Origin of the sequence: Nocardia sp. NPDC046763 (assembly GCF_040645495.1) — a bacterium.
GTDB lineage: Bacteria > Actinomycetota > Actinomycetes > Mycobacteriales > Mycobacteriaceae > Nocardia.
Genome location: NZ_JBEYYI010000002.1, coordinates 304,592 through 329,558, shown reverse-complemented (window position 1 = coordinate 329,558; position 24,967 = coordinate 304,592). Strand labels below are relative to the sequence as shown.

The 24,967-nt window shown below is 68.6% G+C and carries 18 protein-coding genes and 1 tRNA gene; 11 read left to right on the top strand and 8 right to left on the bottom strand.

Going from position 1 to position 24,967, the window contains the following annotated elements; translation table 11 throughout:
• The first annotated feature begins 39 nt into the window (after positions 1-39).
• The 3 genes from ABZ909_RS04345 to ABZ909_RS04335 all read left to right on the top strand — a co-directional run bounded on the left by ABZ909_RS04345 (position 40) and on the right by ABZ909_RS04335 (position 1,377).
• A complete protein-coding gene (locus ABZ909_RS04345) occupies positions 40-258 on the top strand; it encodes a hypothetical protein (RefSeq protein WP_356996174.1) in 219 nt (72 codons plus the stop codon).
• A 43-nt stretch (positions 259-301) separates the two neighbouring features.
• Entirely contained in the window at positions 302-919 is a 618-nt protein-coding gene (locus ABZ909_RS04340; protein WP_356996173.1) for a histidine phosphatase family protein, read from the top strand.
• 116 nt (positions 920-1,035) lie between these two features.
• Positions 1,036-1,377, top strand: a complete 342-nt coding sequence (locus ABZ909_RS04335; RefSeq protein ID WP_356996172.1) for a hypothetical protein — start codon at positions 1,036-1,038, stop codon at positions 1,375-1,377.
• Positions 1,378-1,482: 105 nt separating this feature from the next.
• On the opposite strand, the gene ABZ909_RS04330 is transcribed toward ABZ909_RS04335, so the two are convergent.
• The 5 genes from ABZ909_RS04330 to gltB form a co-directional block, all read right to left on the bottom strand.
• Positions 1,483-2,385: a cutinase family protein gene (locus tag ABZ909_RS04330; RefSeq protein ID WP_356996171.1), complete on the bottom strand. Its 903-nt coding sequence runs from the start codon at positions 2,383-2,385 to the stop codon at positions 1,483-1,485.
• A gap of 259 nt (positions 2,386-2,644) precedes the next feature.
• Positions 2,645-3,658 (bottom strand): alpha/beta hydrolase family protein, encoded by a 1,014-nt coding sequence (locus ABZ909_RS04325; RefSeq protein WP_356996170.1) that lies wholly within the window; start codon positions 3,656-3,658, stop codon positions 2,645-2,647.
• Positions 3,659-3,699: 41 nt separating this feature from the next.
• Complete coding sequence (locus ABZ909_RS04320; protein WP_356996169.1) at positions 3,700-4,404, bottom strand: hypothetical protein; 705 nt, start codon at positions 4,402-4,404, stop codon at positions 3,700-3,702.
• A gap of 236 nt (positions 4,405-4,640) precedes the next feature.
• Complete coding sequence (locus ABZ909_RS04315; RefSeq protein WP_356996168.1) at positions 4,641-6,110, bottom strand: glutamate synthase subunit beta; 1,470 nt, start codon at positions 6,108-6,110, stop codon at positions 4,641-4,643.
• A gap of 74 nt (positions 6,111-6,184) precedes the next feature.
• Positions 6,185-10,834, bottom strand: a complete 4,650-nt coding sequence (gene gltB / locus ABZ909_RS04310) for a glutamate synthase large subunit (protein WP_356996167.1) — start codon at positions 10,832-10,834, stop codon at positions 6,185-6,187.
• An 882-nt stretch (positions 10,835-11,716) separates the two neighbouring features.
• Between gltB and ABZ909_RS04305 the strand changes: the two genes are divergently transcribed.
• Complete coding sequence (locus tag ABZ909_RS04305) at positions 11,717-13,567, top strand: DUF4407 domain-containing protein (RefSeq protein ID WP_356996166.1); 1,851 nt, start codon at positions 11,717-11,719, stop codon at positions 13,565-13,567.
• Between the two features lie 72 nt (positions 13,568-13,639).
• Here the strand turns inward: ABZ909_RS04305 and ABZ909_RS04300 are convergent, their stop codons facing one another.
• Complete coding sequence (locus ABZ909_RS04300) at positions 13,640-15,208, bottom strand: MFS transporter (RefSeq protein ID WP_356996165.1); 1,569 nt, start codon at positions 15,206-15,208, stop codon at positions 13,640-13,642.
• A 78-nt stretch (positions 15,209-15,286) separates the two neighbouring features.
• Between ABZ909_RS04300 and ABZ909_RS04295 the strand changes: the two genes are divergently transcribed.
• The 5 genes from ABZ909_RS04295 (at position 15,287) to ABZ909_RS04275 (ending at position 20,200) form a co-directional block, all read left to right on the top strand.
• Positions 15,287-15,859 (top strand): TetR/AcrR family transcriptional regulator, encoded by a 573-nt coding sequence (locus tag ABZ909_RS04295; protein ID WP_356996164.1) that lies wholly within the window; start codon positions 15,287-15,289, stop codon positions 15,857-15,859.
• A gap of 74 nt (positions 15,860-15,933) precedes the next feature.
• Entirely contained in the window at positions 15,934-16,809 is an 876-nt protein-coding gene (locus ABZ909_RS04290) for a hypothetical protein (protein ID WP_356996163.1), read from the top strand.
• Positions 16,806-17,906 carry a DUF4129 domain-containing protein gene (locus ABZ909_RS04285; protein WP_356996162.1) on the top strand — a complete coding sequence of 367 codons (1,101 nt, stop codon included), beginning with the start codon at positions 16,806-16,808 and terminating at the stop codon, positions 17,904-17,906. Before ABZ909_RS04290 ends, ABZ909_RS04285 begins: the two co-directional genes overlap by 4 nt.
• Positions 17,903-18,901, top strand: a complete 999-nt coding sequence (locus tag ABZ909_RS04280) for an AAA family ATPase (RefSeq protein ID WP_356996161.1) — start codon at positions 17,903-17,905, stop codon at positions 18,899-18,901. The genes ABZ909_RS04285 and ABZ909_RS04280 overlap by 4 nt, the downstream gene beginning before the upstream one ends.
• 3 nt (positions 18,902-18,904) lie before the next feature.
• A complete protein-coding gene (locus ABZ909_RS04275) occupies positions 18,905-20,200 on the top strand; it encodes a DUF58 domain-containing protein (RefSeq protein ID WP_356996160.1) in 1,296 nt (431 codons plus the stop codon).
• On the opposite strand, the gene ABZ909_RS04270 is transcribed toward ABZ909_RS04275, so the two are convergent.
• The gene (locus tag ABZ909_RS04270; RefSeq protein ID WP_356996159.1) at positions 20,178-20,984 is read right to left on the bottom strand and encodes an RDD family protein; all 807 of its coding nucleotides are present in this window, start codon (positions 20,982-20,984) and stop codon (positions 20,178-20,180) included. The genes ABZ909_RS04275 and ABZ909_RS04270 overlap by 23 nt on opposite strands.
• 130 nt (positions 20,985-21,114) lie before the next feature.
• On the opposite strand from ABZ909_RS04270, the gene ABZ909_RS04265 reads away from it, so the two are divergent.
• Positions 21,115-22,167 carry a stage II sporulation protein M gene (locus ABZ909_RS04265; RefSeq protein WP_356996158.1) on the top strand — a complete coding sequence of 351 codons (1,053 nt, stop codon included), beginning with the start codon at positions 21,115-21,117 and terminating at the stop codon, positions 22,165-22,167.
• Between the two features lie 854 nt (positions 22,168-23,021).
• Here ABZ909_RS04265 and ABZ909_RS04260 read toward each other — a convergent pair.
• Positions 23,022-23,107, bottom strand: a tRNA-Leu gene (locus ABZ909_RS04260).
• Positions 23,108-23,398: 291 nt separating this feature from the next.
• Between ABZ909_RS04260 and ABZ909_RS04255 the strand changes: the two genes are divergently transcribed.
• Complete coding sequence (locus ABZ909_RS04255) at positions 23,399-24,811, top strand: DUF3662 and FHA domain-containing protein (RefSeq protein ID WP_356996157.1); 1,413 nt, start codon at positions 23,399-23,401, stop codon at positions 24,809-24,811.
• The last annotated feature ends 156 nt before the right edge of the window (positions 24,812-24,967 follow it).

Below are 24,967 nucleotides of genomic sequence, written 5' to 3'. Positions count from 1 at the left end.
CCCGGGGCGGGCCCACCGGCCACACGGATTGGGGTACCCATGCACTACCTAGATCTCCTGACCCAGGCGACCCTGCTGGACCACCACGTGTGGACGCATCCGGATACCTGGAACACCGCCCTCGAGAACACCGCCGCCCGCCGCACCAGCAGCCGACGCGGCACCGGCTTCTGGGGATTCCTCGCGGTCTGCTGCATCGGCATCGTGGTGCTGGTGCTCGGCATCGTCTACCTGATGAGCCGCCGCAAGAACCGCTAGCCCCCGCGGCGAACCGCGTGGGGGGTGCGGCAGAGTGGTGGGCGTGCAGTTGATCCTCGTCCGCCACGCCCAGCCGCAACGAGTCCTGGCCGAATCCGGCCACGCCGACCCGGATCTCACCGCGATCGGCCTCGAACAGGCGGGCCGGATCCCGGCCGCACTCGCCCACCACCGCATCGCCCGTGTGATCAGCAGCCCGCAACTGCGGGCCCGCGAAACCGCCCGGCCCACCGCCGAGAAGGTCGGACTCGACATCGACGTCCTCGACGGGCTCGCCGAGTACGACCGCGACCTGCCGATGTACATCCCGATCGAGGACGCCCAGCAGGAATTCCGGGAAACCTACGCGCGCATCAAGGCCGGGCACCTGCCCGAGCAGATCGACGGCGACGCCTTCGTCAGCCGCGTGCGCGACAGCATCGCGAGCATCGTCGCGGCCGCCGAGCACACCGACACCGTGGTCGTCTTCGCCCACGGCGGCGTGATCAATGTGCTGCTGCAGGACGTGCTGGGCTTGGCCCGCCCGCTCACCTTCCCCATCGACTACTGCTCGATCACCCGGATCCTGTACTCGCGCACCGGCGGCCGCACGGTGGCCACCGTCAACGAGAACGGCCACGTCTGGGACCTGTTGCCGCGCACGCAGCGTCCGCGCCCCTAGACGCTCAGCGGACTCCCAGCTCGATCCCAAACCGCTCCAAGGGCAGGAGCCTTCGATGGGAACTCGTAAGCCGCTCCCCTCGCGGCGCATGATCTTCCCGACAGAAAGGCACCACGATGTCCACCATCAAGCCCCGCCGCCGTCTCGCCCTGCGCCTCGCCGCGGCCGGTGCCCTGGCCGCCATCCCGCTCGCCGTCGTCGCCCTTCCCGCGAATGCCACGACCCCCGACGACGCCTCCGCCCCGGTCGTCGCCCAGCAGATCGACGACCACGGCCCCTGGGATCACGACCGTGACCACCACCGCCACGACCACGACAACGACGGCGGCTGGAACAACGGCGACAACGGCTGGAACAACGGCTGGAACAATGGTTGGAACAACGACGGCGACAACGGCTGGAACAACAACCCCGCCCCGGCCCCCTGGCTGCCGCCCACCGGCTCCTTCGGTATGTAGCCCGGCCGGCGACGACCTCATCGGCTCGGACACCGAAAAGGCCGCTCCCAGTGTGGGAGCGGCCTTTTCAGGCTTCGCGGGGCCGGCTCACCGCCGGGCCGTCCGCTAGGCGTTGGTCGCGATCCAGTTGTGCATCCAGGTCAGTGCGGTCTGGCCGCCGCCGACGCCGTAGCTGCCGTAGCTGGTGTGCTTGCCGCTGCGGTAGAACTGCTCGAGCTGGTGGGCGTACTCACTGTCCGGACCGTCGGCCAGCTGGGCCTGCAGCGTCGGCAGACCGCCCTGCGCCATCAGGTCGTTGAGGATGGACCCGAGTTCGAGCTGGGTCTGCCACGGGTTGAAGTTGTTCGGGTTGGACGACTGCGCCAGGAAACCCGCGAAGCGGGTGAGGAAGTCGGTCTCCTCGGTGGAGCAGTACAGGTCGCCGATGGCGCACACGGTACGCACCTTGTCGCTGACCCAGCCGAAGCCGCCGACCCGCACCCCGCCCGCACCCGCACCGGGAGCGAGCGGGCCGATCTGGGCGTCGGTGGCCGAGCGGCGCGGATCAGAGATCAGCGCGACCGCCGCGATGCGATCCGGCGGCACCACACCGTGGCCGCTGCCGATCTCGGCGGCGAGGTCGCCGGCCGCGTCGGCGCCCTGGCTGTAGCCGGTGATGGCGATCTTGGTGCCCGGGCAGCGCGCGCCCATGTCCTGCACCAGACCGCGGGCATTGTCGACGGCTTCCTTCTTGGAGGCGGCGTAGACGTCCCCCTCCCAGGGGAAGGCGGTGGCCGCGTAGGTCACATAGTCGACCTCGCCGGGCAATCCGTCGGTCACCCCGGCCAGCATGCCGGGCTTGGGGTCCTTGTCGTGGCCGGTCTCCCAGGTGCCGGGAACGGCGACCGTGTAGAGACTCGGGCAGCCCGCGCCGGGGTCGGCCGTAGCGGGACCGCTGCCCAGGACGATTCCCGACATGAGCACGCTCGCCGCTGCCCCCGCAGCCGCGACAACATTCTTCAACCGCATACTGCTCCAGTTCCCGCTTGTGCCGGGACAGGTTGCGCGTCCCGATTCCCGATCATGGTGCGGTCGCCGGATGACAGTCCGGTGCACTGAGGGTTAACCCAGGTAACCGCCCCGTATGAGCTGACTGAAACAGACTGCATGACGAGATCGGCGACACACCGCCGCCAAGCATAAAGGGGCCTATTCGGCCATGCCAGGCGAGTCGGCTAAGACGTCCGATTTCCGGCCGAAAGTTGTGCCGGAAGCCACATTTCGGACCTCAACCCTGTAATGCCGCCTCGAGCAGCGGCCACGACCGATGCAGCGCGTCCTGCCAGTACCGCCAGGAATGCGTTCCGGCAGGGCTGAATTCGACCTGCGCGGGGATCCCCAACTGGCCGAGGCGATCTGCGAGCTGATGTGTGCACGCGTTCGTCGCGGCCTCGATCACCCCGCCCAGCACGATCTGATTGGCCAGCGTCGCCGGACGCCCGCCGATCGAGGGCGAGTCGAGGGTGTCCATGGGCCCGGGCAGCCCGCTCGAGCTCGAGATGAACAGCGCCTTCCCGCGCAGGGCGCCGGCATTGAGTACCGCGTCGTGCTGCTGCCAGTCCGGGTCGCCGGGGTCGCCCCACATATTGCGGGAATCGGCATCACCGCGATCGAGGACCAACTGGATGTACCGGCGGCTGTTCTGGTCGGAGGTGGAGGCGCAGCCACTGTAGGAGGCGACCGCCCGGTACCGATCGGGGGCCGCGATGGCCAGATTCAGCGCGGAGGTCGCCGACATCGACACGCCCGCAACCGCGTTCGCGCCCGACGCGTGCAGGGCCGAATCCAGGATCGGCGGCAGTTCCGCGGTCAGGAATGTCTCCCATTTCTGACGGCCCAGACTCGGGTCGTCTTTCTGCCAGTCGGTGTAATAGGAGAATTTGCCACCGATCGGGGAAACAACATTCACGTTCTTGTCCGCGAAGAATTGCACGACATCGGTTTGGCGATACCAGGTGGCGGCATCCTCGCCACCGCCCGCGCCATTCAGCAGATATAGCGTGGGCCGCGGCACACTGTTGTCCAGCGGGGTAATCACCTGAAGCGTGATCACCCTGTCCATCGCGGCCGAATAGACCGAGATCTCCTCTTGCCGCTGGCCGGGCCGATCGATCGAAACCAGATGTGATCCGGTGGAATCATCCGCCGTGGCCGTACCGGTGCTCCCGGGCGCGGACGACAATGCGAGGGAGAGCGCAATTGCCGAGATCGCGGCGAGCGCCGAGTGCTTACCGGTGAACATCGGTACGGTTTTCCTATCGATCGAATCGGCCCGGAGGGGAATCAGCTGCCGATGTACTTGCGGATCGCGTCCGACAGGATGGTGCTGAGCGAACCGGTCGAGCTGAGCTGACCGCCGGCCGAGCCGAGGCCGTTGTTGTTCAGGCTGCCCAGCGCGTCCTCGCCGACGGTGTTGGCCCGGGCGGTGAAGCAGGAGGTCAGGTTGGGCAGCTCGTTGCTGACGCCGACCGTGCCCGCGACCCCGATGCCACCGCTGGTGACCTGCTGACCGGCCGAGAGGTTGGTGGGCACCGGGTAGGTGATGGTGTAGGTCACCGGGTTACCGGAGTTCACGAACCAGCCCGTGTTGGTCACCTTCCAGCCACCGGCGTTCGGCTCCGGGGTGACGCTCTCGGTGCGCTCACCGAGCGCGGCGTGATACGCGGTGATGGTGGCGCTGGTCGGCGCACCGAATCCGGCCGGCGGGTAATCGGTGATGGTGTTGACGTACGGGTTTCCGATGCCCGTGGTGCCGATGACGATCGTGTAGGTCACCGTGGTGCCGACGCCGATGGAGTCGAGGTTGGCGCCCTTGTCGTACGTCATGGTGATACCGAGGGTGCTGATGTCATTCTTGGTGGCATGCGAGCTCAGGGCACAGGTCGTATCCGCTGACGCGGCGCCCGTCTCCAGCGTGGTCATGCTCAGGCCCGCGAAAACCATTGCGGCAGAGGTCGCGATCGCGGCCGCACGGCGATTACGGAACATATTTTCCTCCAAGTGTCCCGAGATCCTCCGGGACCGATCCATACTTACCGAGCGCTGCGGACGACTCGGAGGGTGGACTCCACACGGGGAGTAAGTAAACAGGTGTAACTGGTCCCCTGTCCAGGGTTTGAGAAAACTGCTCCCAGTTACTGACTAGTACACATTTCAGATCGTTTCCCTGCATAACAAAAGGCGCTCCCGGACCGAAGTCCGGGAGCGCCCTTCAGGGTTTCAGCTCAGCGCTGGGCGACCATGGTCGGGGTGATCGGGGACGGCAGCGCCGTCTCACCCTCCAGGTACTTGTCCACCGCGGACGCGCACGCGCGGCCCTCGGCGATGGCCCACACGATCAGCGACTGACCGCGGCCCATGTCACCGGCGACGAACACGCCGGGCACGGTGGTGGCCCACTCCTTGTCGCGCATGACATTTCCGCGCTGGTCGTAGCCCACGCCCAGGCCCTCGAGCAGACCGTTCTTCTGCGGTCCGACGAAGCCCATGGCCAGCAGCACCAGGTCGGCCTCGAGGGTGAAGTCGGTGCCCTCGACCTTCTCGAAGCGGCCGTTGACCATCGACACCTCGTGCGCCTGCAGCCCGGTGACCTTGCCGTCGGCGCCGACGAAACGCTCGGTGTTGACGGAGAACACGCGCTCGCCGCCCTCCTCGTGAGCCGAGGAAACGCGGTACATCAGCGGGTAGGTCGGCCACGGGGTCGAGGCGGCCCGCTGCTCCGGCGGACGCGGCATGATCTCGAACTGGTGGATCGACTCCGCGCCCTGACGGTGCGAGGTGCCCAGGCAGTCCGCGCCGGTGTCACCGCCACCGATGATGACAACCTTCTTGCCACGCGCGTTGATGCGCGGCAGGCCGTCCTCGTCGGTGATCTGGTCGCCCAGCTGCACCCGGTTGGCCAGCGGCAGGAACTCCATGGCCTGGTGGATGCCGTCCAGGTCGCGGCCCGGGATCGGCAGGTCACGCGCGATGGTGGCGCCACCGGCGAGCACGACCGCGTCGAACTGCTCGCGCAGCTGCGCGGCGGTGATGTCCACGCCCACGTTCACGCCGGTCTTGAAGATGGTGCCCTCGGCCTCCATCTGCGCGATGCGGCGGTCGATGAAGCGCTTCTCCATCTTGAATTCCGGGATGCCGTAACGCAGCAGGCCGCCGATGCGGTCGTCGCGCTCGAACACGGTCACGGTGTGGCCGGCCCGGGTCAGCTGCTGGGCGGCGGCCAGGCCCGCGGGCCCGGAGCCGACGACCGCGATGCGCTTGCCGGTCAGGCGGGTCGGGTAGACCGGGGTCACCCAGCCCTCGTCGAAACCGTTCTCGATGATCTCGACCTCGACCTGCTTGATGGTCACCGGATCCTGGTTGATGCCCAGGACGCAGGACGCCTCGCACGGAGCCGGGCACAGGCGGCCGGTGAACTCCGGGAAGTTGTTGGTCGCGTGCAGCCGATCGAACGACTCCTTCCACGCGCCCTTGTACACCAGGTCGTTCCACTCGGGAATCAGGTTCCCGAGCGGACAGCCGTTGTGGCAGAACGGGATACCGCAGTCCATGCAGCGGCTGGCCTGCTTCTGCAGGGTCTCGTGGGAGAACTTCTCCTCGTAGACCTCTTTCCAGTCCAGCAGTCGCAGCGGAACCGGACGGCGCTTGGGCAGTTCCCGGGATGTGTGCTTCAGGAAGCCTTGTGCGTCACCCATTTACGAACTCCTGACTAATGCGCAGCGCGCACGGAACAACGACAGTGGTGCTGCGTTGCACCGCCAGAATGAGGTCAGCCACGGGCCGCCTCCATGATCGCCTCGTCGACATTCCGGCCGGCCTTCTCGGCCTCGGAGATGGCGAGCAGGACCTTCTTGTAGTCGCGCGGCATGACCTTCGCGAACTTGATCACCTGCTGCGACCAGTCGCCCAGGATCTTGTCGGCGACAGCGGATCCGGTCTCGTCGCGATGCTGGACCACGATGTCGTGCACGATCTGCGCGTCCTCGGCCGACAGCTGCTCGAGGTCGACCAGCTCGGTGTTGAGGTTGGCCTCGAAGGTGCCGTTCGGGTTGTAGACGTAGGCGATACCACCCGACATGCCGGCGCCGAAGTTGCGGCCGGTCTCGCCGAGGATGACCACACGGCCACCGGTCATGTACTCGCAGGCGTGGTCGCCCACACCCTCGACGACCGCGGTGGCACCCGAGTTGCGGACCGCGAAGCGCTCGCCGGCCACACCGCGCAGGAACGCCTGGCCGCTGGTGGCGCCGAACAGGATCACGTTGCCCGCGATGATGTTCTGCTCCGCGACGAACGCCTCCGGCGCGTCATCGGACGGGCGCACCGTGATGCGACCACCCGAAAGGCCCTTGCCGACATAGTCGTTGGCGTCGCCGACCACCCGCAGGGTGATGCCGGCCGGGACGAACGCACCGAACGAGTTACCGGCGGAACCGGTGAACGTGATGTCGATGGTGTTGTCCGGCAGGCCGACTCCGCCGTAGAGCTTGGTGACCTCGTGGCCGAGCATGGTGCCGACGGTCCGGTTCACGTTCGTGATCTTGGATTCGAACTTGACCGGCTTGCCGCGCTCCAGCGCGTCCGCGGACTGCGCGATGAGCTCGTTGTCCAGCGCCTTGTCCAGGCCGTGGTCCTGGTCCTTGGTGCGGCGGCGGTCCTGGAACATGAACGCGGTCTCGACGTCGTCCAGGATCGGCGACAGGTCGAGCTTGGCGGCCTTCCAGTGCGCCTTGGCGGCGGTGGTGTCGAGCAGGTCGACCCGGCCGATGGCCTCGTCCAGGGTCCGCAGACCCAGCGACGCCAGCAGCTCCCGCACCTCTTCGGCGATGTAGAGCATGAAGTTCTCGACGAACTCCGGCTTGCCGGTGAAACGCTCACGGAGAACAGGGTTCTGGGTGGCGACGCCGACCGGGCAGGTGTCGAGGTGGCAGACGCGCATCATGATGCAGCCCGAGACCACCAGCGGAGCGGTCGCGAAACCGTACTCCTCGGCGCCCAGCAGGGCGGCGATCATGACGTCGCGGCCGGTCTTCATCTGACCGTCCACCTGCACCACGATGCGGTCGCGCAGACCGTTGAGCAGCAGCGTCTGCTGGGTCTCGGCCAGGCCGAGCTCCCAGGGTCCACCCGCGTGCTTCAGCGAGGTCAGCGGCGAGGCGCCGGTGCCACCGTCGTGGCCCGAGATGAGCACCACGTCCGCGTGTGCCTTGGAGACACCCGCGGCGACGGTGCCGACGCCCGGCTCCGCGACCAGTTTCACGTGAATCCGAGCCTGCGGGTTCGCGTTCTTCAGGTCATGGATCAGCTGCGCCAGATCCTCGATCGAGTAGATGTCGTGGTGCGGCGGCGGCGAGATCAGGCCGACGCCCGGCGTCGAGTGCCGGACCTCGGCGACCCACGGGTACACCTTGTGGGCCGGCAGCTGGCCGCCCTCACCGGGCTTCGCGCCCTGCGCCATCTTGATCTGGATGTCGGTGCAGTTGGTCAGGTAGTGCGCGGTCACACCGAAGCGGCCCGAGGCCACCTGCTTGATCGCGGACCGGCGCCAGTCGCCGCTCTCCTCCGGCTCGAAGCGCGCCGGGTGCTCGCCGCCCTCACCGGAGTTGGAGCGGCCGCCGAGGCGGTTCATGGCGATGGCCAGGGTCTCGTGGGCCTCGGCGGAGATGGAGCCGTAGCTCATCGCACCCGTCGAGAAGCGCTTCACGATCTCCGACGCCGGCTCGACCTCGTCGATCGAGATCGGGTGGCGGTGCTCGGACTTGAACTTGAACAGACCACGCAGCGAGGCGAGACGCTCGGACTGGTCGTCGACCAGCTTCGTGTACTCCTTGAAGACCTTGTACTGGCCCGAGCGGGTGGCGTGCTGCAGCTTGAACACCGTGTCCGGGTTGAACAGGTGGTACTCGCCCTCGCGCCGCCACTGGTACTCGCCGCCGACCTCGAGCTCGCGGTGCGCGCGCTCGTTGCGGTTCTCCAGGAAGGCGATCCGGTGCCGCTGCGCGACCTCGTCCGCGATGTCGTCCAGGCCGATGCCGTCCAGCGGCGACTTCAGACCGGTGAAGTACTCGTCCACCAGCTCCTGCCCCAGGCCGACGACCTGGAACAGCTGCGCGCCACGGTAGGAGGCGATGGTGGAGATGCCCATCTTGGACATCACCTTCAGTACGCCCTTGCCGGCCGCCTTGTTGTAGTTGTAGACGGCCTTCTTGTAGTCGGCCGCGAGATCGCCGGTGCTGCCCGGCATCCGCAGCGCGCCGCGCTCGAGCATGTCCTCGATGGACTCGAAGGCCATGTACGGGTTGATGGCCGCCGCGCCGAAGCCGACCAGCATGGCCATGTGGTGCACCTCGCGGGCGTCACCGGCCTCGATGACCAGGCCGACCTTGGTGCGGGTGCGTTCCCGGACCAGGTGGTGGTGCACCGCGGCGGTCAGCAGCAGCGACGGGATCGGGGCCAGCTTCTCGTTGGACTCGCGGTCGGACAGCACGATGATGCGCGCCCCGCCGTCGATGGCCGCCGAGACCTGACGCTGCACGGCCTCGATGGACTTGCGCAGCCCCTTGCCGCCCTTCTTGACCGGGTACAGGCCGTGGACCACCACGGACCGCAGGTCGGGACGGGAGCCGTCGTCATTGATGTGGATGAGCTTGTTGAGCTCGTCGTTGTCCAGGATCGGCTGGGTCAGGGTGATCTGGCGACAGGACTCCGGTCCCGGGTTCAGCAGGTCGGCCTCCGGGCCGACCATGCTGCGCAGCGAGGTGACGACCTCTTCGCGGATGGCGTCCAGCGGCGGGTTGGTGACCTGCGCGAACAGCTGCGAGAAGTAGTCGAACAGCAGGCGCGGCCGCGCCGACAGCACCGCGATCGGGGTGTCGGTGCCCATCGAGCCGAGCGCCTCGCCACCGGTCTGCGCCATCGGCGAGACCAGCAGGTTCAGTTCCTCGGTGGTGTAGCCGAAGATCTGCTGACGGATCAGCACGCGGTCGTGCGACATGTGCACGTGCGGGCGGTCGGGCAGGTCGCTCAGCTTGGCCGGGCCCTCGTCCAGCCACTGCTGGTACGGGAACTCGGCGGCCAGCGAGGACTTGACCTCGTCGTCGCTGATGATGCGGCCCTGCGAGGTGTCGACCAGGAACATGTGGCCGGGCTGCAGGCGCTTCTTGTAGATGACCTTGGCCGGGTCGATGTCGAGCACGCCGACCTCGGAGGCCAGCACGACCAGACCGTCCTCGGTGACCCAGATGCGGCCGGGGCGTAGACCGTTGCGGTCCAGCACCGCGCCGACGACCGTGCCGTCGGTGAAGCACACCGAGGCCGGGCCGTCCCAGGGCTCCATGAGGAAGGAGTGGTAGCGGTAGAAGGCGCGCTGCTCCGGGGTCATGGACTCGTGGCGCTCCCACGCCTCCGGAATCATCATGAGCACGGCGTGCGGCAGGCTGCGGCCGCCCAGGTGCAGCAGTTCGAGCACCTCGTCGAAGCGCGCGGTGTCCGAGGCGCCGGGGGTGCAGACCGGGAAGATCTTCTCCAGGCGGTTGTTGCCCTCGTGATCGGTGCCGAACACGTTGGAGTTCAGCAGCGCCTCACGGGCCCGCATCCAGTTCTCGTTGCCGGAGACGGTGTTGATCTCACCGTTGTGGGCGACGCGCCGGAACGGGTGCGCCAGCGGCCACGACGGGAAGGTGTTGGTGGAGAAGCGCGAGTGCACGATGCCCAGCGCCGACTCGACCCGGTCGTCCTGCAGGTCCAGGTAGAACGCCCGCAGCTGCGGGGTGGTGAACATGCCCTTGTAGACGAAGGTCTCGCCGGACAGGCTCGGGAAGTAGACCGACTCCTTGCCGGTCGCGCCCTCGCCGGCGCCCGACTTGCCGAGCTCGTGCTCGATGCGCTTGCGGATGACGTAGGCGCGACGCTCCAGGTCCATGCCGGACAGCTGCTCGGCGCCACTCTTGGGCGAGGCGATGAAGATCTGCCGGAAGGTCGGCATGGCGTCGCGCGACAGCGCGCCCAGCGACGACTCGTCGATCGGGACCTCGCGCCAGCCGAGGACCTCGAGGCCCTCCTCGCGCACGATCTTCTCGACGCCGTACCCGGCGCGGGCGGCCTCGCGGCGGGCCTGCGGCAGGAAAGCGATACCGGTGGCGTACGAACCTTCGGCGGGGAGCTCGAAGTCGACGACAGCGCGGAAGAACTTGTCCGGGAGCTGGATCAGGATGCCCGCGCCGTCACCCGAGTTGGGTTCGGCACCGGCGGCACCACGGTGCTCCAGGTTCAGCAATGCCGTAATAGCCTTGTCGACGATGTCGCGGCTGCGGCGGCCGTGCATGTCGACGACGAATGCGACACCACAGGCGTCGTGTTCATTCGCCGGGTCATAGAGCCCGATGGGTCCAGGGGACCTGTGGCCAGGAAGTTGCGTCATGCCTCTGCCTTCACAAAAAACAGGCCTTCGAAGAATGCGGCCTTCGTCGAACGCCTCCGGTCTGGACTGCGTCCGGACGTTTCGGAGACCAGCGGCGCTGATGGTCATTCCGTGCAGTCAACTTTGCAGTTGTCCACCCGCTTCGATTACCTAGTCGGGTGCTCGGTGGTAACGGAACCCTTACGTCTTCGCTACACACCGCGCAGTTCTCGCCCGCTAGGCTGAGCACCGATCGGGCCTCTGACCGTATGGGGAGATATGCCGAATTGTGTAGTTCGGCGTAAGAGCAAACGATAAGTCAGGACTTGAGCCCAACCAACTTAGGTTGCACTAATTCCAGCTTCTAGCTGGGCTTCTTCATCGGTCCTCCAACACACGCGCGTTCTCCAGTGTAAAGCAGGGGTGCACGTGCGTTTCAGTTGAGTTCACCACTGCATCGCACGCACGCGAGGGCTCCGGCCGAGCGGTCCAGCGCAGCTCCAGACTGCCTCTCACCTGCAATGAATCAGATTTCCCCACAGAGGGATCCGGCAAACCGGGCACGAGCCGGCTAACTTTCCGGACAAGTTCCGTCGTCGCGGCGGCCGTCCGGGAGACATGGGCAGGTAACCTGCGGACCGTACGGAATTTTTCCTGAATGTGGGATTCAGCACACATTCAGCAAACCGTAAATCCGTCTCCTGTCCAGGTTTTCTGTGCTATCAGAGCCGGTCGGCGCGTGATCAACACCACGTCACATGCCCGAAACGTGCCACTGTGAGCCTGGCCACATCCCAGCCGCCGCGGTCGATGGAACAGCCGTACGCCTGTCACGCTGTGACAACGAATCAGCGACGGTTTCGAGAAGCCGAATCACCCGGGACTCAGAGGATGTGAACTCCCATGACCGTTCACCATGTCCCCAGGTCCGCCGGGCTCGGCGCCTTGCTGGTCTGGCTGGGCGGCGCGCAACCGCAGCTCACCGACGAGCCCGAGCGCGGCGGCTACACCGTCACCGGCGCCGTGGTGGCGCTGTTCGCGGCCACCGCGGGCGCCGTCACGGCCGCCGCCACAGGAGCGGCGCGCTGGCCGGTCATCGCCATCGTGGCGGTCGCGCTCATCGCAACCGTGCTGATGGGGGCCGTCGCCCGGGCACTGGCCACCGCCGCCACGCCCGATCGCCGGGAGAATCGCCGGGCGATAGCCGAATTCGGTGGCCGCATCGCGGTGGCAGTGCTCGCCGGGGTGATGATCGCCGAATTGGCCTGCACCATCCTGTTCTCCGGCACCGTGAACCGGCTGCTCGACGAATCCGCCCAGCACGCAGTGGAATCCGCGCCCGCCGTGGTCACCGCGCGCACCGAGCTGGAGCAGGCCAGGGCCGATCGCACCGCGCTGGACCAGCAGATCACCAAGGCGCAGAACGACGTCACCAATGCGCTGATCATCGCGCGCTGCGAATTCAACCCGGCGGCGGACTGCCCGCAGAACATGATCACCCGCGTGCCCGGGCGCGGCCCCGAGGAGCGCACCGCCAACCAGATGCTCGACGACGCTCGCACCCAGCTCAGCACGGCGCAGGGCAAGGTCGACGGGCTCGACGCCAAGGTCACCGAGAAGGACAAGGCCCTCGCGACGGCCCGCAAGGCCGCCTATACCGACGGCGACCGCGGGCTCGGGGCGCGCTGGGTGGCCATGAACGACTACACCACCGGACATTTCGGGCCGTTCGTGTTGCGGCTCGCGGTGTCCGTGGTCATGATCGTGCTGGCCCTGCTGCCACTGCTGCTGCGGTTGTGGCGGGGTGAGACGGCGTTCGACCGCACCGTCGCGGTCCGTACCGCCACCGACCGCATCGACCAGGCTGCCGCCACCGCCATCGCCGTCAAACAGGCCGAGGTGCGCGTGGAGACCGAGAGCCTGCGCGCCGAACAACAACTCACCGCCGCGCGGCTGGCCGTACATGCCGACACCGCCATCGACCGGGAACGGCAGCGCACCCGCATCATCGCCGCCATCGGCGGTTTCGAGATCGGCATCACCGAGCCCGCCCAGCGCGCGGTCGCCGAATTCGACAATGCCACCAGACATGAACTCCCCGCCGGCCCGGCCGGGGATCGAAAGGACAGCACCGTGTCCCAGGAGGGGATCGTGACACAGTCGCCGAACCTGCCCGCCCAGCTCACCTCCGGGGCTCTGGCCCCCGCACCGCAGGGTGGGGCGCTCGTCCCCGCCGTGCCGGTCGCGCAGCCCGCCAACAAGGGTGGGGGGCTGGAACTTCCGATCATCGGGACGGTGCCGTTCACCGACACCGCCGCCCGCTGGATCCGTCCGCTGGTGCCGTCCTTCGTGGCCAATGCCATCGACACCGCCACCCACCCGCTGCGCACCGTACGCCAGGCGTTCGAGGAGGCGGAGGAGATCACCTTCACGCTGCGCCGCACGCGCAAGGTGACCGTGGATTCCCAGGATTCGGCGGAGCCGCAGCACCAGCAGGCCTACGCCCAGCCGCAGTACGGCTACCTCCCGCAGGGCGCCCCGCAGCAGGTGCACGCCCAGCGCGTGGCCTCGAGCGTGGTGGATCAGCCCTACGCCCAGTACCCCTCCTACTCCGCCCTACCCCAGGGCCAGGTGGTGGACCCCGGCTATCCCCTGCCCGCGGGTCCGCAGCACGATGCGCTGGCAGCACGCCGCAACCCCGAACTCGACTACCGCAGCCCGCGCGAACTGCCCCCGGGCAGGGGCCGGGAGTAGCCTTCCGAAACCCACTGTGGCCCGGAATGTTTCACGTTGAACACGGAAACATCCGGGCCACAGCCATTTCGATCACGCCGCCGACGACTTCCGTGTCGCCGAGCGGTAGGCGACGAAGGCGGTCAGGACCAGGATGGCCGCCGTGGAGGTGGCCGCCAGGTGAATGCCGCTGACGAAGGCGGAGTGCGCCGAGTTCAGCAGTTCCCCGGCCGCGGGTTGCGGTAGGGCGCGGGCGGTTTCGATTGCGCCGCCCAGCGACTCGCGGGCCGCGTCCGCCTGGCCGGACGGGACGTGCGTCAGGTCCAGACCGTGGCGGAAGGCTGCCATGACGGCGCTGCCCAGCACGGCGACGCCGAGGGCGATGCCCATTTCCATGGCCGTTTCCGAGATGGCGGCGGCATTGCCGGCGCGCGCCTCGGGAGCGGTGCTGACGATCATGTCGGCCGAGACGGTCAGGGCCACGCCCTCACCCAGGCCGATCAGCAGGAAGCCGACGATGAACGGGGTCACCGAGCCCGAGGGATCGGTGGGCAGCAACCAGTAGAGGCCCGCACCGATCGCGACGGTCACCAGCGAGCCCGCGAGCACCGTCGCCGGACGCCAGTAGCGGACCAGCCAGGCCGCGGCCAGCGCACCCAGCATGGAGCCGATGGTGCCCGGGATGAGCAGCAGGCCGGCCTCCAGCGGCGACTTGCCCAGCACCAGCTGCAGGTACTGCGAACCGAAGAACAGCACGCCGGCCAGCGCGAACACCGACAGCAGGTTGGTGAAGACCGCGGCCCGGAAGGCGGGCAGCCGGAACAGGTCCAGGTCGATGAGCGGGGCGGACAGGCCGCGCTGCCGGCGCACGAACACCACGCCCGCGACCACGCCGACACCGGCGCTGATCAGCAGGTTCAGGTTGGGGCCGCGGGCCGCGAACTCCTTGACCGCGTACACGATCGGGATCAGGGCCAGCATGGACAGGCCGGCGCTGATCAGGTCGAAGCGGCCTGGGTCGGGGTCGCGCGACTCCGGTACCAGGACCGGGGCCAGGACCAGCAGCAGCGCCATGACCGGCAGGTTCACCAGGAAGACCGAGCCCCACCAGAAGTGCTCGAGCATCCAGCCGCCCAGCAGCGGCCCGAAGGCCGCGCCGGAGGCGGCCATGGCGCCCCAGACCGAGATGGCGAGGGTGCGCTGGCGGGCGTCTTCGAACATGGACCGGATCAGGCCCAGCGTGGCGGGCATCAGGGTCGCACCGGCGACACCCTGCAGAACGCGTGCGGCAATGAGCATCTCGGGGTTGACCGCCCAGGCCGCGATGGCCGAGGCGAGGGCGAATCCGGCCGCGCCGATGAGCAGCAGGCGGCGGCGGCCGATGCGGTCGCCGAGGGTGCCCATGGTGACCAGCAGGCCGGCGAGCACGAACGAGTAGACGTCGATGATCCACAGCAGCTGCGGCGTGGTGGGCGCGAGGTGCGCGCTGATGGACGGGACCGCGAGGTCGAGCACGGTGGCGTCGACGGAGATCAGCAGCAGTGCGAGCGCGAGGACGCCGAGCCCGGCCCAATCCCTGGGCCGGGCCTTCGGCGGTGCCGTGGTGGGGTGCCGGTCGATGGTCACGGGAGTTCCGGAACGTGCGGTCGCGTGGGTGCTCATGAGCTTTCTCTCTCGGTGGTGAACCGTCCAGACGGTACAGTAGCATTCTGAACCGTCCAGACGGTACAGTCAACCGTCGTGACCACACGCGATCCCGCCGGCACCCGCGACCGGATCCTCGACGCGCTCGAAACCCTGCTGCTCGACAAGGGCCTGTCCCAGGTGACCCTGGACAACGTGGCCGCCACCGCGGGTGTCTCCAAGGGCGGGCTGCTCTATCACTTCAAGAGCAAGGACGCACTGCTCGCCGGACTGCTCCGCCGCGTCACCGACCGGGCCGACCAGCAGGTGCGAGCCGCGGTGGCGCAGGGGCGTTCGGTGGCCGAGTGGTACCTGCAGGCCCCGCATCCCGAGGACGACGCCGACGCCGTCGAGCTCGCCCTGTACCGATCGATGCTGGCCGCCATGCGCAGCGTCGACGCGCCGCAGGACGCCGCGCGGGCGGAGACCGACCGGGCCCTCACCGAGGTGATGGGGTCCTGGAAGACGGCTCTGGACAACGAGATCGAGGATCCGGTGCGGGCCGAGATCGTGCGGCTGGTCGGCGACGGCGTCTACCTGCGCGCGCTGCTGGGCCTGCCACCGATCGAACCCGAGCTCTATCGCCGCGTCGTGGCCCGGCTGCTGGAGACCGGCACACCCCCCGCCTGACCCCGGGGTGCGAAGTTCCCCGCCCGGACGCGCATCGGGCGACCGAAGACGCTGGTCCGGATAGACTCGGCCGCGTGTTGCCGACCGCCGCCGACTCCGTCGGTTCGCCGACCGGCTCGGTGGGGGAACCGACTTCTACCGAACCGGTGGTTGTGCCGATTCGCCCGATGCAGTTCCGCGAACTGCTGGACCTCCCGTTCGCGCTGATCCAGGCGCGGATCAAGATCCTGGCGGGCCTGCTCGGCGTCGCCGTGCTGGTCGCCTCGGTGGTGGCCGTCGCGGGCACGGTGCTGGCGGCCGTCGCCACCGGGAATTCCGACCGCGGCACCCTCTGGGGCGCGGTGCTGGTCACCCTGCTGTGCGCCTGGTCGGTCCGCTTGTTCGTCCGCGGGGTGACCGTGCCGATCGGATTGTCGGTCGTGTACCGCAGGCCGGCGACCTGGCGCGGGGCACTGCGGCGGCTGGCCGCGGAAGCCGGTCCGCTGCTGGGCTATCAGGTGATGTACACGCTCATCGGTATCGGCGTACTGGCCGTCGGCACTCCCCTGCTGTTCACCGTGCCGCCCGCGGTGATCTGGCTGGCCTGGCTGCGCGGGCGGCGATTCACGCTGGTGCCCACCATCTTCGATCAGTCGGCCACCTACAGTGTGGCGGCCCGGCGCGCGAAACTGCTTGCGGGCGGGACGGAATGGCAGCTGGTCGGGCTGTGGCTGTACCTGCGCGGGCTGCTGCTCGTGCTGGTGGTGCCGCTGCTGGCGCTGCCGCAGTTCACCGCCGAATTCTCCGGCACCCGGCGCTGGACGGTGACGGTGCTGATCATCACCGTCACCCTGCTCATAGTGGCGGTCGCGGAGCTGGTCGAGTCCTCGACGCAGGTCGTCACCTACGTCGACCGGCGCTGCCGCCGCGAAGCGTGGGACATCCGGGTGCCCGGCGGGAGCGGCCGATGACCGGAACCGACCGCGGGCCCGGGCCGGAGATAACCGGTGCCGCACCGAATCTCGTCGGCGTGGCTCCACCCGAACCCACGCTGGGTCCGGCCGCCACGCACCTGGCCGCTGCCGAGGACGCCGCGCGGCGGGGCGATTTCGGTTCCGCGCTGCGCGAGCGGTACCGCGCCGTCACCCGCGGGCTGGAGCAGCGCGGCATCCTCGACGAGGAGCGGGCGCGCACGGCGCGGGAAACCGCGCGGGCCGCCACCGCGGTGGTCCCGGACGCCGGTGAACTGCCATCGGCGGCACACAGTTTCGACGAGGTCGTCTACGGCGGTCGATACGCCACAGAGGCGGAGTACCGGCAGCTCGAACAGGCCGACCGGTACTCGATCGCGCCGCCGCCCAAGGCCGGCCCGGCCGAGATCACCGAGCGGCGCCGGACCCGCAAGGCCAAGGCCCCCAAGGAGAAGAAGGACCGCGAACGCGCGGAACTGCCGCAGCTGCTGAAGGATTGGCGCTTCTGGGCCACGGTCGTGGCCGTGCTGGCGGTCGCGGTGCTGGTGTACGTGCTCACCCATGCCGGGTCCGGGCCGTCGACCCCGCCGCCGACCCACGCGCCGTCGCCACCGTCGAATGCGCCGAGCCCGCCGCCCAACCGGCCGGACGTGCCGCCGCCGAACTTCGGCGCGGGCAGCGACTCCATCTTCCAGCAGCTGCCGGGCCGGCTGGCCTTCGGCGGCCTGCAGTTCCTCATCGCCTGGGTCGCCGTGCTGTGGTGGCGTGGCCGCCGCCGCGGCGCCATCGTGCGCGAACCGCTACCGGTGGAGGCCCCGGCCCACGAGCTGCTCGCCGGACAGGCCGGGCTGTACCGGAAATCCCGCGATCACGAGCACGTGGCCGCCAAACTGCGGGCGGCGTCGCTGCGCCGGCTGCGGCCCGCACTCGGCGTCACCGCCGACACCCCGGCGGAGCTGGTGGTCGGGTCCATCGGCGCCCGCACCGGCGCGGACCCGGCCGTCATCCGTGCCGCCCTGTACGACCCGGTCGCCGATCGGGTCGCCCTGGAACTCGTGGCCGCACAACTCGAATGGATCGAAGCGGAGGTCTTGTGACCGAACTCTCCCAGGATGTCGTGGACACCAACCACACGCCCACCGCCCAGGACGCCCAGCAGGCGCTGCTGGCGCTGCGCGCCGAGATCGGCAAGGCGGTGGTCGGCAACGACCACGCCGTCATGTTCCTGGTGCTGGCGCTGCTGTGCCGCGGCCACGTGCTGCTGGAAGGCGTTCCGGGCGTGGCCAAGACGCTGCTGGTGCGTGCCCTGGCCACGGCGCTGGATCTGGAGCACGCCCGCATCCAGTTCACCCCCGACCTGATGCCGGGCGATGTAACCGGCTCGCAGATCTACGATCCGCACTCGGCCGAGTTCACCTTCCGCCGCGGCCCGGTGTTCACCAACCTGCTGCTGGCCGACGAGATCAACCGCACCCCGCCGAAGACGCAGTCGGCGCTGCTGGAGTCCATGGAGGAGCGCCAGGTTTCGGTGGACGGCGTGCCGCAGCCGCTGCCGGATCCGTTCGTGGTGGTCGCCACCCAGAATCCGATCGAGCAGGAGGGCACCTATCCGCTGCCGGAGGCGCAGCTGGACCGGTTCCTGTTCAAGGTGGATGTCCAATTGCCCGGGCGCGATGACGAATTCCGCATCCTGCAGCGGCACGCGGCGGGTTTCGACCCGCGGGATCTGAACGCCGCGGGACTGCGCCCGGTCGCCGGTCCCGCGCACATCGCGGCCGCCCGCGCCGCCGTCGCGCAGGTGGCCATCAGCCCCGAGGTGCTGGCGTACACCGTGGACCTGTGCCGGGCCACCCGCACCTCCCCGGCCGTGGCGCACGGCGCGTCCACCCGCGGCGCGACCGCGCTGATGGCGGCCGCGCGGGCCTTCGCCTGGCTGAACGCGCGCGCCTACGTGACGCCCGACGATGTGAAAGCCGTTGCGACGACGGTGCTCCGGCACCGGCTGCACCTGCGGCCCGAACACGAGGTGGAGGGCGTCACCGCCGAGGGCGTGCTGGCCTCGCTGCTGATGTCCGTCCCCGTCCCGGTGTAGGCCGTGGTCGTCACCGGCCGGCTGGCCGCCGCGGCGGTGCTCGCGGCCCTGTTCGTCACGCTGGCGCTGCCCTCGTGGCTCGGTGTGCTGCTCGCCACGCTGGCGCTGGTCGCGCTGATCGCGGCCGACCTGCTGTTGCTGGGATCGCCGGGCGCGCTGGAGCTTTCGCGGGCCCCCATCACGACGGTGCGCACCGGCCGCAGCGTCGACGTGGAGCTGGCGGTGCTCAACGGCGGGGCCCGGCCGGTGCGCGGCATCCTGTGGGACGACTGGCCGCCCAGCGCGCATGCCCGCCATCGCACCCACGCCCTGAACCTGCCCCCCAACACCAGGATTCGGCTACGCACCGAGCTGACGCCGGACTATCACGGCGACCGGGTGGCCGGTCCGGTGACGCTGCGCCTGCTGGGCCCGCTCGGCATGGCCGGCCGCCAGGTACGGCGCGAGGTCCCGGCCCGGCTGCGCGCGCTGCCGCCGTTCCGCAGTGAGCGGCTGCTGGCCTCCAAGGTCCGGCAGCTGCAGCATCTGGAGGGCCGCAACACCAGCACGATTCGCGGGCAGGGCACCGAATTCGATTCGTTCCGTGAGTATGTCGCGGGCGACGATGTGCGCACCATCGACTGGCGCGCCACCGCCCGCGCCAATGACGTGCTGGTCCGCACCTGGCGGCCGGAACGCAACCGGCACGTGGTCATGCTGCTGGACACCGGGCGGGTGAGCGCCGGCCGGGTTGGCGACGGCACCCGCCTGGACGCCACCATCGAGGCGGCCCTGCTGCTGGGCGGACTGGCCGCCTCGGGCGGCGACTCGGTGGATCTGCTGGCCTACGACCGCCGACTGCGCACCGAGGTGCGTGGCATCGGCGGAAAGCGCTTGCAGATCAAGCTGATGCACGCGCTCGCCGGGCTCACCCCCGAACTGGTCGACACCGACTATCAGGGCGTGCTGCGCGCGACGCTGCGGCGTGCCCGCCGCCGCAGCCTGGTGGTGTGGTTCACCCATCTCGACGCCGCCACCGTGCAGGAGGGTCTGCTACCGGTGTTGCCGGTGCTGACCGAGCGGCATCGAGTGCTGGTGGTCGCGGTGACCGATCCGGAGGTGGCAGCCGCCGCTACCCGCCGCTCGGGCCTGGACGACCTCTATGCCACGGCCGCCGCCGAGAATGTCATCGCCGAGCACGCGGTGGCCCGGGAGACGCTGCGCCGCATGGGCGTCCGTGTCATCGCCGATGCGCCCGACCGGCTGCCAGAGGCGCTGGCCGACGAATACCTGGAACTCAAGCGGACCGGAGCGCTGTAACCGGCACGGCCGTCGGGTGTTGCCGCACGAAGGGCGGCGGCGGGATGGCTCGCCGCTGCCGCTCGGCCAGCACCGCGCCCAGGATCTGTAGCGGCGGATAGCCGTTCGGCGGCGGTGTGCGCAGGCTCATGCACACCGCGATGACCAGCATGCGGCCCAACCGATCCTGGACCTCCGGGGTCAGGGTGCGGAACCGCAACAGGTACTGACGCGTCGACAGCGCCAATTCATCGGAGAGACCGGACAAATCGAGCTGCCGCGCCCAACCCGCCAGCCAGGGCGGCGGCGCGGCCAGCGCGGCGAAGGGCAGCCGGCTGCGGTCGTGCACCACGACGGTGCCCGCCAGCACGTCCCCGACCCGCCGGGCCCGGGGTGAGCACAGCGACACCACGACGGCGATCAGCCCGGTGCCCAGAATCCAGAAGTCGACGATCCCCGCCAGTCCGCGGGTGACCGCGTGCCGGAAGTCGATGGGCCCGCCGTCGGCGCGCACCACCCGCAGCCCGACCGCCATCTTGCCCACCGAGCGCCCCCGCGAGAACGTCTCGAACAGCACCGGATACCCGATCAGCGCGCTCACCATGGCCACCAGCACGGCGGCGTCCCGCCAGGCGGGGTCGGCGCCGATCCACACCAGCAGCGCCTCGAACAGCAGCACCAGCACTGTTCCGATCACCGTCTGCAGCAGCAGGTCGAGCAGGAAGGCCGCCGCCCGCGTGGGGATCCGCGCGATCGGCAACTCGACGGCCACGGCTTCGCCGGTGGTGAACAGTGCTGTGTCCAATGGCCCTCCGCTTCGCTCCCCCGCTCCGCTCGGTCCAGAACGAGACGGGCCGCGAACCTCCTCGGCTTGCTCAGCCAGGCGGAAACACGATGGATAACATTCTGTCAGCCGTAGCGCAGGAGGGGTACCGATGGATCTGGACGCCTACATTTTCGTTCACAGGCCTTCCTGGGAGCGGCTGGATCAGTTGGCCTCCCGCGGCAAACGGCTCACGGGTTCCGAGTCCGACGAGTTGGTGCGGCTCTACCGGCTGGCGTCGCAACAGCTGGCCCGGCTGCAGTCGCGCGAGGCGGATCCGGAGCTCATTGCCGGGCTCTCGGCGGTGCTGACCCGGGCCCGGGGCCGGATACTGAGCGCCCGCATCGACACGCCGCGGGAGATCGCCTACTTCTTCACGCACCGGTTCCCGGCCGCCGTGTACCGGGCTTGGCCCTGGTGGCTGTCGGTGGCGACGGTGTTCCTGCTCGGGTCGACGGGGCTGGCCGCGTGGGTGGCCCGGTCGGAGGCCGCGCGTCGACATCTCGGCCTGGACACGGATACAGATGCCTTGACGCGGCCCGGTGGCGAATTCGAGACCTACTACTACGAGCACTCGCACGACGCCTTCGCCGCCAAGGTGTGGACCAACAACGCGTGGGTGTCGGCCATGGCGCTCTTCCTCGGAGTGCTCATCCTGCCCGCCGTCTATCTGTTGTTCATGAACGCCTTGAACCTCGGTATCAGTGCCGGGCTGATGGCGGGGGCGGGGCGGCTGGGCCCGTTCTTCGGCTGGATCCTGCCGCACGGAATGCTGGAGCTCACAGCCATTTTCGTAGCCGGCGGGGCTGGTCTGAAGCTGGGCTGGACGCTGATCGATCCGGGCCGGGAGAGCCGCCCGCAGGCGCTGGCGCGGCAGGGCCGGGCGACCGCGGTCATCGCGCTCGGGCTGGTGGGCGTGCTGCTGGTGTCGGGTTTCCTCGAGGGCTTCGTCACACCCAGTGGACTGCCCACGACGGTCCGGGTCGGCATCGGTGCGCTGGCCGAACTCGGTTTCCTGGCTTATATATTCCGGCGCGGCCGCGGTGCGGTGCGGGAGCAGGAGCGCCTGCGGTCGGGGCGGGAAGCGGGTGATCGCCCGGAGCACATCACGGGCTATTCGATCGAGAAGGGTCCGGAACCGGTTGTGGGAGTGGCGACTTCGTAGTCGCAGTACCGTTCGGATTGAGTTCCACTGGCCGCAGCGAGTCCGGCTCAGCTGCGGCCAGCGTTGCCGACGACTCTACACAATCGTTATGGCTACGCAACCTCCGACTTGCCCGCCGGACGTATAACGCGACCAGGTGAAATACCCTTTCCCAGTAGGGAACCCGACAAGATCGCTAATTCCCGGCATACGCTTTGCGGGCGGTCTGCGGAGGGGTCCGAAACTATCCCCGCGGTCGCGTTTCCAGACCCCTTTCGAACCCTTGCGAGTGATGCGTTCCGAACCCCGTCGGTTGGTTTGCCAAAAACTCGCAAATTTTCCGCTCACCATCGGTTCAAACCCCGTTAAGCTGGCATTTCATCCCAGCTCAGGTCGATTGCCCACCGATCACCCAAGGTCAAACAAACCTCAAGTTTGTTTAGAATGCCTTTCACTAAATGATCATCAGGCATTGCTGGACAGTAATCGGGCGCATACCCAAGTCGGCATCTTCCGGCAAACGATTTTCGCCCCCGAGAAGGCCCTGAAACGCCCCCTGGCAACGCCTCCGGCAGGCAACCCCGAAGAGGGTGTGCGATCTTCGTCACATCCGTTGTGACCAGCGACTTTTCGAGTCTCGCTGAGCGGAACCGATACCGTGCGGACTCGCGCTGCGGGCCCGCCCGCGCGGGCCGGCCCGGGCGCCACACTCATGCCGATCCGACATCGCACTCCGGGCCCGGACACCGAACCCGGACAGCAGGGCACCGATCCCGGACACAGCCGAACCCTGGATACAGAAGAACCCCGGACATGGAAGAACCCCGGACATAGAGAAAGGCCCCCGATCCGATTGGGATCGAGGGCCTTCCTCATGGTGGGCGAAGGGGGACTTGAACCCCCACGTCCTTACGGACACTGGCACCTGAAGCCAGCGCGTCTGCCATTCCGCCACTCGCCCGGAGCGACGTGAAGAAACGTATCACGGGGTCTGCACCAAAACGAAATCGCCTGGTTATCGGGGGTGTGGACGGGTGATCACGATCCGCGTTCGACCCGGGAACCTCGGCTCGCCGCCAAGAGTTACAGGTGTGGACGATCGTGGATATCATGCAATCACCGTGTCCTTGCGGCGACACGCCATGTCCGCGTGTTGCTATTCAAGGACGCTTCGCGCACGTCACGGCTGGTCGGACACGACACGACGCTCGCTCCCGCACGGGAGCGGCAGGACCCGAGAAGGGAGGGGGCCATGGGAATTGTTTCCCGATTCGAGCGCCGTCTCCAGGGGGCTGTCGGCGATGTCTTCGCCCGCGCCTTCGGCGGGAGTGTCGTGCCCCAGGAGGTCGAGGCCGCACTGCAGCGCGAGGCCGCCGACCATATCCAGGATCTCGGTGGTGGGCATCTGCTGGCTCCGAACAGCTATGCCATCACCGTCAACGAGTCGGATCTACGGCAGCTCGTCCAGGGCGAGGGACAGCCGGATCGCGATCTCGCCACGCAGGATTACGAGCTCACCAAGCGTGCTTTCGCCAAACATCTGCAGGACTACATCCGCGAGCAAGGATGGCAGACCTACGGTGAAGTGCACGTGGAGTTCGAGGCATCCCCTACGCTGCACACCGGACAGTTCAGGACACGCGGCCGGGTGGATCCGGACGCGGGGAGGCGGGCAGGCCCGTCACCGGGACCTGAACGCCCACAACGACCCAACCCGCAACCAGGAGCTGGCCCCATGACGCAGAACTCAGGCTACGACCCAAGCCGTGAGCCCGCGGAGTCCGATCCGCGGAACCGCGGGTACGCGCCCCCGCCTGCGGGCCGTCAAGGTCAGCAGGGTTACGGCGAATACGGCCACGGTGGTCAGCAGGGCTACGAGCAGGGCGGCTACGGCCAGTCCGAGCAGGGCTACGGCGACTACCAGAACGGCTACGACTACAACCAGCAGCAGGGCGGCGGTTACGGCCAGCAGGGCGGCTACGCCGAGCAGGGCTACGGCCAGCAGCAAGGCTACGGCCAGTCCGAGCAGGCCTACGGCCAGCAGCAGGGCTACGCCGACCAGGGGTACGGCCAGCAGCAGCACGGCTACGACCAGGCCTACAGCGAACAGGCCGGCTACGGCCAGCAGCAGGGCTACGCCGACCAGGGGTACGGCCAGCAGCAGGGCTACGGCCAGCAGCAGGGCTACGAGCAGGGCGGCTACGGCCAGCAGGGCTATGCCGACCAGGGGTACGGCCAGCAGCAGGGCTACGGTCAGCAGGGCTACGACCAGTACCAGGAGCAGGCCGGCTACGGCGACGAGCAGGGGTACGGCCAGCAGCAGGGCTACGGCCAGCAGCAGGCCGGCTACGGCGCGGCGCCGGCACGCGGCGGCTCGGGCTACTCGGCCACGCTGCAGCTGGACGACGGCTCCGGCCGCACCTACCAGTTGCGCGAGGGCAGCAACATCATCGGCCGCGGGCAGGACGCGCACTTCCGGTTGCCGGATACGGGAGTTTCCCGGCGGCACATCGAGGTTCGCTGGGACGGCCAGACCGCCATGCTCTCGGACCTCGGTTCGACCAATGGCACGCTGGTCAACGGGTCTCCCGTCCAGGATTGGCAGCTCGCCGACGGGGATGTCATCCGCGCCGGACATTCCGAGATCCTGATCCGGATCGTCTGATCCCGTAAGCTCGCGGTGCAGGTCACGATATGGCTGGGAATTCCTCGGTCGTATCGTGATCGCAACCGGTCGACGGCCCTATGATGCTGCCAATACTCGCGGCGGACTCTGGCCGCGCTGACCAGCAACACACCGGTTGGGGGTCACGGAGCCACA